The 13268-nt window shown below is 39.3% G+C and carries 13 protein-coding genes; 9 read left to right on the top strand and 4 right to left on the bottom strand.

Translation table 11 applies throughout. The annotated features are described in order from the left end of the window. Positions 1-296 precede the first annotated feature (296 nt). Complete coding sequence (locus HMPREF1048_RS03980) at positions 297-1301, top strand: NADP-dependent oxidoreductase (RefSeq protein ID WP_000260425.1); 1005 nt, start codon at positions 297-299, stop codon at positions 1299-1301. 16 nt (positions 1302-1317) lie between these two features. Next, on the top strand, positions 1318-1962 hold the full coding sequence (locus HMPREF1048_RS03975; RefSeq protein ID WP_000444598.1) for a TetR/AcrR family transcriptional regulator: 645 nt from the start codon (positions 1318-1320) through the stop codon (positions 1960-1962). A 93-nt stretch (positions 1963-2055) separates the two neighbouring features. Here the strand turns inward: HMPREF1048_RS03975 and gdhA are convergent, their stop codons facing one another. Next, the gene (gene gdhA / locus HMPREF1048_RS03970; protein ID WP_000199546.1) at positions 2056-3402 is read right to left on the bottom strand and encodes an NADP-specific glutamate dehydrogenase; all 1347 of its coding nucleotides are present in this window, start codon (positions 3400-3402) and stop codon (positions 2056-2058) included. Positions 3403-3631: 229 nt separating this feature from the next. On the opposite strand from gdhA, the gene HMPREF1048_RS03965 reads away from it, so the two are divergent. The 7 genes from HMPREF1048_RS03965 to HMPREF1048_RS03935 all read left to right on the top strand — a co-directional run bounded on the left by HMPREF1048_RS03965 (position 3632) and on the right by HMPREF1048_RS03935 (position 10475). Beyond that, complete coding sequence (locus tag HMPREF1048_RS03965) at positions 3632-4567, top strand: dihydroorotate oxidase (RefSeq protein WP_000255186.1); 936 nt, start codon at positions 3632-3634, stop codon at positions 4565-4567. A 32-nt stretch (positions 4568-4599) separates the two neighbouring features. After that, complete coding sequence (gene holA, locus HMPREF1048_RS03960; protein WP_000879634.1) at positions 4600-5637, top strand: DNA polymerase III subunit delta; 1038 nt, start codon at positions 4600-4602, stop codon at positions 5635-5637. A 414-nt stretch (positions 5638-6051) separates the two neighbouring features. Next, entirely contained in the window at positions 6052-6657 is a 606-nt protein-coding gene (gene sodA / locus HMPREF1048_RS03955; protein WP_000974745.1) for a superoxide dismutase SodA, read from the top strand. Between the two features lie 156 nt (positions 6658-6813). Further along, entirely contained in the window at positions 6814-7344 is a 531-nt protein-coding gene (locus HMPREF1048_RS03950) for a YutD family protein (RefSeq protein WP_001224341.1), read from the top strand. Between the two features lie 20 nt (positions 7345-7364). Further along, positions 7365-8450, top strand: a complete 1086-nt coding sequence (gene rlmN / locus HMPREF1048_RS03945; RefSeq protein WP_000804760.1) for a dual-specificity RNA methyltransferase RlmN — start codon at positions 7365-7367, stop codon at positions 8448-8450. Beyond that, a complete protein-coding gene (locus tag HMPREF1048_RS03940; RefSeq protein ID WP_000976723.1) occupies positions 8450-8932 on the top strand; it encodes a VanZ family protein in 483 nt (160 codons plus the stop codon). Before rlmN ends, HMPREF1048_RS03940 begins: the two co-directional genes overlap by 1 nt. A 1-nt stretch (position 8933) precedes the next feature. Beyond that, positions 8934-10475, top strand: a complete 1542-nt coding sequence (locus tag HMPREF1048_RS03935; RefSeq protein WP_000025383.1) for an ABC-F family ATP-binding cassette domain-containing protein — start codon at positions 8934-8936, stop codon at positions 10473-10475. Positions 10476-10530: 55 nt separating this feature from the next. Here the strand turns inward: HMPREF1048_RS03935 and HMPREF1048_RS03930 are convergent, their stop codons facing one another. From HMPREF1048_RS03930 to HMPREF1048_RS03915, 3 genes are all read right to left on the bottom strand, one after another. Continuing rightward, positions 10531-11334: a peptidylprolyl isomerase gene (locus HMPREF1048_RS03930; RefSeq protein WP_000731915.1), complete on the bottom strand. Its 804-nt coding sequence runs from the start codon at positions 11332-11334 to the stop codon at positions 10531-10533. Between the two features lie 581 nt (positions 11335-11915). After that, on the bottom strand, positions 11916-12140 hold the full coding sequence (locus HMPREF1048_RS03920; protein ID WP_001041101.1) for a helix-turn-helix transcriptional regulator: 225 nt from the start codon (positions 12138-12140) through the stop codon (positions 11916-11918). 2 nt (positions 12141-12142) lie between these two features. After that, on the bottom strand, positions 12143-12721 hold the full coding sequence (locus HMPREF1048_RS03915) for a hypothetical protein (RefSeq protein ID WP_000749554.1): 579 nt from the start codon (positions 12719-12721) through the stop codon (positions 12143-12145). Positions 12722-13268 lie beyond the last annotated feature (547 nt).

The raw sequence follows: 13268 nt of genomic DNA, 5'->3' as shown, positions 1-13268 counted from the left end.
GTCTATCGCAACCATGCAAAAAAGCAACGGCAAATCCGTTGCTTTTTTGGGGACATAAGAGACTATTGTCCCAGACTCTTTTATTTTTATGTGTCAGGGGGCAAAAAAGGGAAAGGAATCTTTAAAAGTGAGGAGAGTTAGATTGAAAGAATCATATTGGTAAATCGAAATGATGGATATTTTTTATCAAGTCATAAATCGTTATCAAATGATAATATTGATTTTCTTACAAATTAAGAGTATAATTTATAAAAATGAGTGTTCACTCAATTTTTGCGAAATTAAGGAGTAAAGAAATGGTTGTTAAAGCAATAGAGTACAGTCGTTTCGGTAACGAAGAGGTCTTGGATTTGCTGAAGATCGACTCTACAGCCTTGGATGTAAATCAGGTGAGAGTAGAAGTTCATGCTGTTGGTTTAAATCCTATTGATTATAAAACTTTTGAGGGAGCGAAACCCCTTCGATTTCTATCTTTTATAACGAAATTAAGGAAACCAAGTAGTTGGTTTGAATCTAAATCATTTTTATTTCCAAGAGGTGTGGGGAGAGATTTTTCTGGAGTTATTACAGAAGTTGGAAATGAAGTAACTAGGTTTTCAGTAGGAGACAAGGTGTTTGGAACAATAATTAGTGATCCTGGTTTGGGAACTAAGAGGGGAGCTTTAGCAACAGAAATTTGTGTCAATGAATCAGAAATTGTATTGAAACCAGAGATGATCGACATGACTCACGCAGCTACTATGGGAGTAGCTGCTCTAACTGTAGGTGGGGCTTTTAGAAGAATCGGTTTAAATTCAAGAGATACTGTTGTTATTTCAGCTGCAGCAGGAGGTATTGGAAGTATTGCAGTACAGTATGCAGTTGCTAAGGGGGCGAAAGTAATCGGAATCGCAAGTAAGAAAAATGCAGAGTATCTGAAGTCTTTAGGTGCCATACCAGTAAGTTACGAAGATAATATCAAGAAGGCTCTTCTATCAGCTAGTCCAACTCCTATTACAAAATTTTTGGATTGTTATGGATCTGATTATGTTAGATTGGCTTTTAGTTTAGGCTTGAAGGGGACAACTATTGGGACATTAGTACCTTCGCCCTATGTTATGATAAAAGGTGCTCAGTTTACTGGTCCGAGACATTCCACATATGATGATTTTAGCACTTTAGCTGAAATGGTCTCAGACGGGAAGGTTCAGCTGAAAATTGATCAAGTGTATGACTTTTCTCTAAAGTCAGTTAGAGAAGCCTATCGTAGTCTGAAAATGGGACACAGTCGAGGCAAAAAAGTCGTAAAAGTAAGAGAGTAGAAGAGAGGTGCTAGCGATGGAAAGTTTAGAACAAAAGTATGCTCAGACGTTAGAAGTTAGCAACTTGAGCTTGAAACAACGTCGAGTATTATTATCAAGCTTAAAATTATTCTCAGAAATTGGATTTGAGAATACAACGTCCAGCCTTATTGCCGAACGTGCTGGAGTGTCAGAAGGAACTGTTTTTAGTTACTTTAAAACAAAGGAAGGTATTTTAGAAGCCATTTTATCTACTTTTCTAGAACAGGTTATTCCAGAAGTAATTGCGGATTTCTCAGAAAAGAAATTCACAGTAGATCAAGAAACTTTTCCCTTCTTTTTAAAAAGTATTGTTCGAGATAGGCTCTTTTTTATTCAGAAGAATCAAATGCATGTTAAAATTCTCTTGGGGCGTTCTTTTATTGATAAAAATCTTTCTATCCAGTTAGGAAATATTATTGTTCAATCTATAATAGAACCAATTAGCCCTGTTTTAAATCAATTTAAAGAAAAAGGACTTATTCTAAATTGGTCAAATGAAAGAATTGTTCGATACATTTTAGCATTGAGTTTTTCTTATCTTATTCCCATGATGTTGAATGATGAAGGAACTATAAACATCGATGAAACAGTTGATGAGATTGTTGAGTGTTTGTCATCTGCCCTAATGAAAGTAAAATAAATTCTGATGTTAAAACTCACTGTTAATGGTGAGTTTTTTGGATTCAACATAAAAATCCCCAATCGAAGCGATTGAGGATTAAGCAAATGAATCTTAAACAATACCTTGTGCAATCATAGCGTTTGCTACATTTTCAAAGGCAGCAATGTTAGCTCCTGCAAGGTAGTCTTTATCAAGACCGTATGTTTCTGAAGTTGTTTTAGCTGTGTTGAAGATGTTTGTCATGATGTCTTTGAGACGGCCATCAACTTCTTCACGAGTCCATGAAAGGCGAAGGCTATTTTGGCTCATTTCAAGAGCTGAAACGGCTACACCACCAGCGTTGGCAGCTTTGGCAGGTCCATAGAAGATACCATTTTCTTTGTAAACTTTGATGGCCTCAAGGTCGCTTGGCATGTTGGCACCTTCAGATACACAGATAACGCCTTGAGCAACCAAACGTTTAGCTGCTTCACCGTTGATTTCGTTTTGAGTCGCACATGGAAGCGCGATATCATAGTTTCCAGCGTAAGTCCATACAGAACCTTCATGATAAGTAGCGGTTGCTTTCTCAGCTGCATACTCAGTCAAACGAGCGCGACGTTTTTCTTTAACATCAACCAAAAGATCGAAGTCGATACCATTTTCATCGATGACATAACCATTTGAGTCAGATACAGAGATAACAGTTGCACCAAGTTCAGTCGCTTTTTGAAGAGCGTATTGAGCTACGTTACCAGAACCTGAAATAACGACTTTCTTACCAGCAAAGCTATTACCGTTAGCTTTGAGCATTTCTTCAGTGTAGTAAACCAAACCATAACCAGTTGCTTCTGGACGAATCAAGCTACCACCAAATCCAAGAGGTTTACCAGTCAAGACACCAGCATCAAATTGGTTAAGGCGTTTGTATTGACCGTAAAGGTAACCAATTTCACGTCCACCAACACCGATATCACCAGCAGGTACGTCAAGTGATGGTCCGATGTGTTTTTGCAATTCAGTCATGAAGCTTTGGCAGAAGCGCATCACTTCTGCATCTGTTTTACCTTTAGGATCGAAGTCTGATCCACCTTTACCTCCACCGATAGGAAGTCCAGTTAAGACGTTTTTGAAGATTTGTTCAAATCCGAGGAATTTCAAAATCCCTTGGTTAACAGTTGGGTGGAAACGAAGTCCGCCTTTGTATGGTCCAACAGCTGAGTTGAATTGAACACGGTAACCACGGTTTACTTGAATGTTTCCATCACGGTCAACCCAAGGAACACGGAAAGAAATCACGCGTTCTGGCTCAGTGATACGTGCCAAGATATTTTCTTCGATATACTCAGGGTGTTTTTCAAATACAGGTTCTAAAGTGTTGAAAAATTCTTCAACAGCTTGGAGGAATTCAGCCTCGTGCCCGTTACGAGCTTTTACAGTTTCAAACACGCTTTGGATATATTCTTTAGCAGATGTCATATCGTTCTCCTTAAATTCTAATTTAATTATGTGTGTCATTATAGCAGAATTTTTTTTAACTGTAAAGAGAAAAAACAAAAATTTTCTAAAAATTCTTTCAATTTAGTTTTTGGGATTTTTTGAAAGTAGATAAAAAACGAACGTTTTTCTTATAAATGCCTTTCTTAAAGAGAAAATCTGAAAATATGGTATAATATTAGCAATAAAAGGAATCTGGAGGATCAGAATCATGGTATCAACGAAAACACAAATTGCTGGTTTTGAGTTTGACAACTGCTTGATGAATGCGGCGGGTGTGGCTTGTATGACGATAGAGGAGCTAGAAGGGGTTAAAAACTCAGTTGCAGGAACCTTTGTCACAAAGACAGCGACCTTGGACTTTCGTCAGGGAAATCCTGAACCACGTTATCAAGATGTTCCACTTGGTTCTATCAACTCTATGGGCTTGCCGAATAATGGCTTAGACTATTATTTGGACTACCTTTTGGATTTGCAGGAAAAAGAGCCGAACCGAACTTTCTTCTTATCTCTGGTCGGTATGTCTCCAGAGGAAACCCATACTATCTTGAAAAAAGTCCAAGAGAGTGAATTTTGTGGTCTGACTGAGCTAAACCTTTCTTGTCCAAATGTGCCAGGAAAACCTCAGATTGCCTATGATTTTGAGACAACCGACCGGATTTTGGCAGAGGTGTTTGCCTACTTCACCAAACCTCTTGGAATTAAATTGCCACCATATTTTGACATTGTTCACTTTGACCAAGCGGCAGCTATTTTCAACAAATATCCGCTCAAGTTTGTCAACTGCGTTAACTCTATCGGAAACGGCCTTTATATAGAAGATGAGTCCGTCGTTATTCGTCCTAAAAATGGATTTGGGGGCATTGGTGGGGAGTATATTAAACCAACTGCTTTAGCTAACGTTCACGCCTTCTACCAACGTCTCAATCCTCAAATCCAAATAATCGGAACAGGTGGAGTTTTGACTGGTCGTGATGCCTTTGAACATATCCTCTGTGGAGCGAGTATGGTGCAGGTGGGAACTACCCTTCACAAAGAAGGCGTCGGTGCCTTCGAACGCATTACCAATGAACTGAAAGAAATCATGGCGGAAAAAGGGTACGAAAGCCTAGAAGATTTCCGTGGGAAATTACGCTATATCGACTAAATTCATTAAAAAATCAGAAGAAAGGAGAGAAGATGCTAGCCATTGAAGAAAGTCAGAAGTTGACTTTATTAAATTTACCTAGTCTGAGCCTATTTACAGGGACAGACCAGGGCCAGTTTGAAGTGATGAAGAGTCAAGTGTTGAAACAGATTGGTTATGATTCTGCTGACCTCAACTTTGCCTACTTTGATATGAAAGAAGTAGTTTACAAGGATGTGGAACTGGAGTTGGTCAGCCTTCCTTTCTTTTCGGATGAGAAAATCGTGATATTGGATCATTTTGTCGATATCACAACAGCCAAGAAACGCTTTTTAACAGATGATGAACTCAAGTCATTTGAGGGATACCTTGATAACCCTTCACCAACAACCAAGTTGTTGATCTTTGCGGAAGGAAAACTGGATAGCAAAAGGCGATTGGTTAAATTACTGAAGCGTGATGCTAAGGTTTTTGACGCAGTAGAAGCCAAAGAACAAGAATTGCGCCAGTATTTCCAAAAGTGGAGCCAGAAACAAGGTCTGCAGTTTAGCAATCATTCTTTTGAAAATCTCCTCATCAAGTCTGGTTTTCAATTTAGCGAAATCCAGAAAAATCTCCTCTTTTTACAGTCCTATAAGATGGACTCTGTTATCGAGGAAGAGGATATTGTCAACGCAATTCCCAAGACCTTACAGGACAATATTTTTGATTTAACTCAGTTTATTCTGACTAAAAAGATGGATCAGGCGCGTGACTTGGTTAGAGATTTGACCTTGCAAGGTGAAGATGAAATTAAACTGATTGCAGTCATGCTAGGACAATTTCGGACTTTTACTCAGGTGAAGATTTTGGCGGAGTCTGGGCAAACAGAATCTCAGATTGCAAGTAGTCTAGGTAGTTTTCTCGGACGCAATCCAAATCCCTATCAGATTAAGTTTGCGCTGAGGGATTCACGAGGACTTTCCTTGAGCTTTTTGAAGCAAGCTATTTCTTATTTGATTGAGACAGACTATCAGATTAAGACAGGTCTTTATGAAAAAGGTTTCCTTTTTGAAAAGGCACTCTTACAGATTGCTAGTCAGGTCAATTGACATTTTTTTGAAACTACAACCCGCGTCAACATTATCTTGTTGTGGGTTTCTTGCTGATTTGCTTATTTTATACTCAATGAAAATCAAAGAGAAAACTAGGAAACTAGTCGCAGGTTGCTCAAAGCACTGCTTTGAGGTTGTAGATAAGACTGACGAAGTCAGCTCAAAACATGTTTTTGAGGTCGCGGATGAAACTGACGAAGTCAGCTCAAAACACTGTTTTGAGGTTGTAGATAAGACTGACGAAGTCAGTAACATATCTACGGCAAGGCGACGTTGACGCGGTTTGAAGAAATTTTCGAAGAGTATGATTAGAAAGTATTTCAGTGATTTCTTCATCTATAAGCAAAAAACTTGAAAAAAGTGAATGTTTGCGTTATCATTTTCATATAGAAAGAAAAAGAGGTATTACAGATGGCTATTATCTTACCAGAACTTCCATATGCATACGACGCTTTGGAACCATACATCGATGCGGAAACAATGCACTTGCACCATGACAAACACCATCAAACTTATGTCAACAATGCCAATGCAGCTCTAGAAAAACACCCTGAAATCGGTGAAGATCTTGAAGCCTTGCTTGCTGATGTAGAATCTATTCCAGCTGATATCCGTCAAGCACTTATCAACAACGGTGGCGGACACTTGAACCACGCTCTTTTCTGGGAATTGATGACTCCTGAAAAAACAGCTCCATCGGCAGAACTTGCAGCAGCAATCGATGCAACATTTGGTTCATTTGAAGACTTCCAAGCAGCCTTCACTGCAGCAGCAACAACTCGTTTTGGTTCTGGCTGGGCATGGTTTGTTGTCAACAAAGAAGGGAAGCTTGAAGTGACTTCAACAGCAAACCAAGACACACCAATCTCAGAAGGTAAAAAACCAATCTTGGGCTTGGACGTTTGGGAACATGCTTACTACGTGAAATACCGCAACGTGCGTCCTGACTACATCAAAGCTTTCTTCTCAGTGATCAACTGGAACAAAGTAGATGAATTGTACGCAGCTGCTAAATAATGATAGTTGGAGGGAAGAATTGTTCTTCTCTTTTTAAGGTTATATTATTTTGGTCTGACAAAATCGTCAGACTTTTTTCATTTTTATGAGAAACGTGCTAACTGATAGAAATTATGGTAGAATAAAGTATTAAGTAATCGTGAAAAAAGGATATCTATGCGAAAAGAAATTGCACCTGAATTATACAACTATAACAAGTTTCCTGGTCCTGAGTTTCATTTACACGGGGACAAGGTTGAAACGGAAGGGATAGCTTTTTCCTTGGTGGAAAATATCAAGGATGCCTTTGATGTGACGGCTTTTAATCAGCGTTTTTCAGAAGTCTTAACCAAGTTTGATTATATCGTGGGGGACTGGAGCAACGAACAGCTTCGCCTACGAGGTTTTTACAAGGATGACCGAACAGATGAAAAACTTGAAAAAATCAGTCGTTTACAAGACTACCTTTTAGAGTATTGTAGTTATGGTTGTGCCTATTTTGTCTTAGAAAATGAAGCCCCTAAGCGAGCATCGTTTGACAAGAAAATGCGTAAGAAGGAAGAAGAAACACCTTCTAGAAAAGGAAAGAAACCGACTCAAACCAAACGAAAACCGAATGCAGATAAGAAAAATAGACGTCGTCAGAAAGACCAGCATTCTCAGAAAGAGGACAAGGGGCAACGTCATTTTGTCATTCGTCAGAAGTGAGTAGAGAATAAGGAGAAAAAATGAAACCGTCAATTTATAGTTTAACACGTCAAACCATGCAGGAATGGGTATTGGAGCAGGGAGAAAAGAAATTCCGTGCAGATCAAATCTGGGAATGGCTTTACCGTAAACGTGTCCAGTCATTTGAAGAGATGACTAACCTTTCCAAGGATTTGATTGCTAAGCTTAATGACCAGTTTGTGGTTAATCCCTTGAAACAACGTATCGTTCAAGAGTCTGCTGATGGGACAGTTAAATATCTTTTTGAATTGCCAGATGGTATGTTGATTGAGACAGTACTCATGCGTCAACACTATGGTTTGTCAGTCTGTGTGACCACTCAGGTCGGCTGTAATATCGGTTGTACCTTCTGTGCTTCTGGTTTGATTAAGAAACAACGTGACCTCAATAACGGTGAAATCGTAGCGCAAATCATGCTGGTTCAGAAATACTTTGATGAGCGTGGTCAGGACGAACGCGTCAGCCATATCGTTGTCATGGGGATTGGTGAACCATTTGATAACTACAACAATGTCTTGAATTTCGTTCGTACTATCAATGATGACAAGGGAATGGCCATCGGTGCTCGTCACATTACGGTTTCAACCTCAGGTTTGGCCCATAAAATTCGTGATTTTGCTAATGAAGGTGTTCAGGTCAATCTTGCCGTTTCCCTTCATGCACCTAATAATGAACTGCGCTCAAGTATCATGAAGATTAACCGTGCCTTTCCGATTGAAAAACTCTTTGCTGCTATTGAGTACTACATCGAAACAACCAATCGCCGTGTGACCTTTGAGTATATCATGCTCAATGAGGTTAATGACGGTGTAGAACAAGCCTTGGAATTGGCTGAATTGCTCAAGAATATCAAGAAATTGTCTTATGTAAACTTGATTCCTTACAATCCAGTTAGTGAGCATGACCAATATAGCCGTAGTCCTAAAGAGCGCGTCCTGGCCTTCTATGATACGCTTAAGAAAAAAGGGGTTAACTGTGTTGTTCGTCAAGAGCATGGTACTGATATTGATGCAGCTTGTGGACAATTGCGTTCCAATACAATGAAACGTGACCGCCAGAAAGCAGTAGCAGCAGTCAATCCTTAATGATGAAGAAGACTTATAATCATGTTTTGGTCTGGGGAGTCATTTTCTATAGTATTTGTATCGTTTACTTTTGCTTTACTCCTCAAGAACATTCTCCTGTGGGGGTGGAAACTCCAGGTATTCAGCATCTTGGACGCCTGGTTTTTCTTTTGACTCCTTTCAATTCTCTCTGGAAACTGGGTGAGGTGAGTGACATAGGACAATTATGTTGGATTTTTCTACAAAATATCCTCAATGTATTCTTGCTTTGTCCTCTTGTTTTCCAACTCCTTTATCTCCTTCCAAATTTGCGGAAAACAAGAAAAGTGATTTTGTTCAGTTTTCTAGTGAGTCTTGGAATCGAGTGTACGCAGTTAGTCTTGGACTTTTTCTTTGATTTCAATCGTGTCTTTGAGATTGATGATTTGTGGACCAATACCTTAGGTGGCTATCTGGCTTGGCTCCTCTATAAACGATTACATAAAAACAAGATAAGGAATTAAAATGAGTATTTTAGAAGTTAAAAATCTGAGTCACGGTTTTGGTGACCGTGCAATTTTTGAAGATGTGTCCTTCCGTCTCCTCAAGGGAGAACATATTGGCCTGGTCGGTGCCAATGGTGAAGGAAAATCAACCTTTATGAGTATCGTGACTGGTAAAATGCTGCCAGATGAAGGGAAGGTTGAGTGGTCCAAATATGTGACCGCTGGTTACTTGGATCAGCACTCCGTCCTTGCTGAAGGGCAGTCGGTGCGCGATGTTCTCCGTACTGCTTTTGATGAGCTTTTCAAAGCAGAAGTCCGTATCAATGACCTCTATATGGAAATGGCTGAAGACGGTGCGGATGTTGATGCTCTCATGGAAGAAGTGGGAGAACTCCAAGATCGTCTGGAGAGTCGTGATTTCTACACCTTGGATGCTAAGATTGATGAAGTGGCACGTGCCCTTGGTGTTATGGACTTTGGCATGGATACGGATGTAACTTCTTTGTCAGGTGGACAAAGAACCAAGGTGCTTTTGGCAAAACTTCTCCTTGAAAAGCCTGATATCTTGCTGTTGGACGAGCCGACCAACTACTTGGATGCTGAGCATATTGACTGGCTCAAGCGCTATCTCCAAAACTATGAAAATGCCTTTGTTCTTATTTCACACGATATTCCCTTCCTGAACGATGTGATTAATATTGTCTACCATGTGGAAAATCAACAGCTGACGCGTTATTCTGGTGACTACTACCAGTTCCAAGAAGTCTATGCTATGAAGAAATCTCAGCTAGAGGCAGCCTACGAACGTCAGCAGAAAGAGATTGCAGACCTCAAGGACTTCGTAGCTCGAAACAAAGCGCGTGTTGCAACACGAAACATGGCCATGTCCCGTCAGAAGAAATTGGATAAGATGGATATTATCGAACTGCAAAGTGAGAAACCAAAACCATCCTTTGATTTCAAACCGGCTCGTACACCAGGGCGCTTTATTTTCCAAGCCAAGGATTTGCAAATTGGTTATGATCGTCCTCTGACCAAGCCTTTAAATCTTACCTTTGAACGTAATCAAAAGGTTGCTATTATCGGGGCAAATGGTATCGGGAAAACAACTCTCTTGAAGTCCCTATTGGGCATTATCCCACCTATTGCTGGGGAAGTTGAACGCGGTGACTACCTAGAACTCGGTTATTTTGAACAGGAAGTAGAAGGCGGTAATCGCCAAACTCCTCTTGAAGCTGTTTGGAATGCCTTTCCAGCTCTCAACCAAGCAGAAGTTCGTGCAGCCCTTGCCCGTTGTGGTTTGACAACTAAGCATATCGAAAGTCAAATTCAGGTCTTGTCAGGTGGGGAACAAGCAAAAGTGCGTTTCTGTCTCTTGATGAATCGTGAAAACAACGTTTTAGTGCTGGACGAGCCAACCAACCACTTGGATGTGGATGCCAAGGATGAACTCAAACGCGCTCTTAAAGAATACAAGGGATCTATTCTTATGGTCTGCCACGAACCAGACTTCTATGAAGGCTGGATGGACCAAATCTGGGATTTTAATAATTTAACTTAAGAATGAGAGTAAAAGAAATACAGTACCGAATGTGGATACTGTATTTTTTTGGTTTTTAAGATTTAAAATTGTAGTCTTTCACCACTTCGATGCTATTGATTGTGATAGCAGTAGTTGGCTTGTCTTTTTCATCTTTTTCGGCTTTGGCAATCTTATCCACAACATCCATACCGTCAATCACTTGACCAAAGACTGGGTGTTTGCCATCTAGACTAGGGTTTCCACCTTCTTTGTAGGCTTCGATGATTTTCTTTGGATACTTGCTTGTAGGGAGTTTAGCAGAGATATCTGTAGAATTTTGGTTGATGAAGAACTGGCTACCATTGGTGTTTGGTTGACCAGTATTAGCCATAGAAAGAGCACCACGGATGTTATACAAATAAGGAGTAATCTCGTTTTTGAAACCAGTTCCCTTGTCTTTAGTCTTATCCTTGTCATGCCAGATGGACTGACCACCTGTACCGTCTCCTTTGGGATCTCCGGTTTGGATCATAAATCCATCGATGACACGGTGGAAGGTAATACCGTTATAGTAGCCTTCTTTGGCATGAGTAAGGAAGTTTTCAACTGCTAGAGGAGCGAGTTTAGGGAAGAGTTTGATACGGATATCTCCTTGACTTGTGTGGAGAATCACTTCAGCCTCGTCCTCAGCAACTTCTTTAGATAGTTGTGGGAAATTGGCGTTTTCGTTTGTTAAGGCATCGTTTAACTCCTTGGCAGATTGGGCTGCTGCCTTGGAGCTTTCCTCAGCGGCCAAGCTAGAATCAACATAGTCATTACCACGCAGACTGCGTTGGATGCTGCTACATCCAGCTAGGGCTACAGTTGATAGTAAAAGAAGGGTTGCTAGTTTTTTCATTCTATTCCTCTCAAAAATTCATTTCTACCATTGTACCCTAAAAGGAAGTGGATTTCAAATGTTAGTGACAAGGTAGTTTTAGAGAAAGTCAATCCAAAAATCGCTTGCTTAGAGATTTTTCTTTGGATGACGGTCGATAATTCCCTTGTATTGTTCCAGTATCTGCTCCCCCTTTGGAGTCAATTCGTAGCCACGATTGCTAATTCTTCTTCTGAAAAATGGTCATGAAGGGCTTGCTCCAGATCGGTAGCCTTCATTTTAGAAAGTCCTGTAATTCCCTTGCTTTTCAGAATATTCATTTTCATGGTAGTATTTAGATGGTCAAGTGAGTCAAAAGAAGTTTCGACAAGAGCATACCCTTTTTCTACCAGAGTTTTTAGATGTTTAGGGTTATCAATACCATAAGTGTACTCAAAGTATTTAGGAAACCAGATCTTAAGAAAGCTCGTAAAGCATCATAATTAGTAAACGTTAATTCGAAAGAATTACTATATTTTAAAAGAGCACATTTTCAAAGGATTTTTTCTTTTGGCTTCGATTCCTAATTAATCAGTGAACTTAATACTAGGTCTCGAAAAGAATTATGCTTCCTCTTGCTGTCTGAGTTCAAAGAGGTCTTCTACTTTTAGATTAAAAACTTGAGCAATTTTAAGAGCCATTTCCAGCGAAGGATTGTAACGGTTATTTTCCAAGTGCAGAATTGTCTCGCGTCGCATGCCGATGCGGTCGGCTAACTCCTGCTGGGTCATGCCTGTGGACTCACGAACAGATTTGAGATTAGTAATAATCTTGCTTTCTTTGGCCATGCTTATCCTCTACGTTCCAAGATAAGATAGACAACCGCAAAGATGCAAATCAAGACAGCTATGCTAATAAATATCTGTCCCATGTAAAGAGTGAGAGACCCCATATACCCAATGATAACTGATAGGATCATCAGTGTACCTAGTATAAAAACAAACATCAAGCTAGCTGTCTTTGCTAAATTAGCATAAAAGCGTTCGTCCGGAGTTTCCTTGACATTTTTCAAAGAGAAAAAACCAAATACAATCACTTCAATAACGAGGCCAATTCCTAAAATCCATTCTTTAATACCAGAACTTACGCTTGGGGTCGCAACCCAAATCCCTACTGTATAAAAAATGCTTGCTGCAAACACAAGTATCGTGTAAAGTTTAGCAGACAAGTCAAAAATAATCTTTCCCTTACCTTTCTGGCTCTTATGTAGCCAGCTCCAAATAGCTACAATTTGACCTGACACTGAAATACCAGTAATAACTAACTTGGGTCCCCAACTAAGATTAGAACCAAATAAAACAATAAAATCAATAAAGAGAGCTACGGCAATCATTGCAATGAGGCCACGCATTTTTTGACTTTTTTTCATGATAGACTCCTTTTTTGTGTTATAAATATATAACATTTAAATTTTATGTTATAAATATATCACATTTAAATTTGGAAAGCAAGAATTTATGTGCCAAGGTGGCAATTATTTGAAAAAATTTTTTAATAAAAGCTCTGGCTAGTCAAACAACTAAAGAATTCTTTGAAGCAATGTATCGAATTTGGTTTGGATAGTTTCGTTAATAATATTTGATGATAAAGAATTTTTGGAAAATCTAGATACTGTATGAATCTCTACTTTTTTCTTAAACTGTTATAAAGTCTGTCAGAATAAGCTTTGTAGGTGTAGAAGTTAATTTTTACAGAACTAAATTATTCCCCTATTTAGAATCTATTAATTCATATTTTATAAATTAATTAGTAGATATCGTTCTTAAAATTCTTGATATTTCGTTTGGGAACGGGCTTAGGATTTAGGAGCCAAGCATCTAAATCTCGTTCAGGCGATATGAAGGGTTTGAGTTGATGGTCTTTATAAAATGTTTCTAATACTCTTCGAAAATCAAATTCAAACTACGTCAGCTTTG

Source organism: Streptococcus mitis SK575 (assembly GCF_000257865.1).
In the GTDB taxonomy this organism is placed as follows: Bacteria; Bacillota; Bacilli; order Lactobacillales; family Streptococcaceae; genus Streptococcus; species Streptococcus mitis_CQ.
This window is presented reverse-complemented; position numbering and strand designations above follow the sequence as displayed.

Excerpts from the sequence above, each read along its gene's own strand:
- HMPREF1048_RS03980 (WP_000260425.1), top strand. The coding sequence starts at position 297 with ATGGTTGTTAAAGCAATAGAGTACAGTCGTTTCGGTAACGAAGAGGTC.
- HMPREF1048_RS03975 (WP_000444598.1), top strand. The coding sequence starts at position 1,318 with ATGGAAAGTTTAGAACAAAAGTATGCTCAGACGTTAGAAGTTAGCAAC.
- gdhA (WP_000199546.1), bottom strand. The coding sequence starts at position 3,402 with ATGACATCTGCTAAAGAATATATCCAAAGCGTGTTTGAAACTGTAAAA.
- HMPREF1048_RS03965 (WP_000255186.1), top strand. The coding sequence starts at position 3,632 with ATGGTATCAACGAAAACACAAATTGCTGGTTTTGAGTTTGACAACTGC.
- holA (WP_000879634.1), top strand. The coding sequence starts at position 4,600 with ATGCTAGCCATTGAAGAAAGTCAGAAGTTGACTTTATTAAATTTACCT.
- sodA (WP_000974745.1), top strand. The coding sequence starts at position 6,052 with ATGGCTATTATCTTACCAGAACTTCCATATGCATACGACGCTTTGGAA.
- HMPREF1048_RS03950 (WP_001224341.1), top strand. The coding sequence starts at position 6,814 with ATGCGAAAAGAAATTGCACCTGAATTATACAACTATAACAAGTTTCCT.
- rlmN (WP_000804760.1), top strand. The coding sequence starts at position 7,365 with ATGAAACCGTCAATTTATAGTTTAACACGTCAAACCATGCAGGAATGG.
- HMPREF1048_RS03940 (WP_000976723.1), top strand. The coding sequence starts at position 8,450 with ATGATGAAGAAGACTTATAATCATGTTTTGGTCTGGGGAGTCATTTTC.
- HMPREF1048_RS03935 (WP_000025383.1), top strand. The coding sequence starts at position 8,934 with ATGAGTATTTTAGAAGTTAAAAATCTGAGTCACGGTTTTGGTGACCGT.
- HMPREF1048_RS03930 (WP_000731915.1), bottom strand. The coding sequence starts at position 11,334 with ATGAAAAAACTAGCAACCCTTCTTTTACTATCAACTGTAGCCCTAGCT.
- HMPREF1048_RS03920 (WP_001041101.1), bottom strand. The coding sequence starts at position 12,140 with ATGGCCAAAGAAAGCAAGATTATTACTAATCTCAAATCTGTTCGTGAG.
- HMPREF1048_RS03915 (WP_000749554.1), bottom strand. The coding sequence starts at position 12,721 with ATGAAAAAAAGTCAAAAAATGCGTGGCCTCATTGCAATGATTGCCGTA.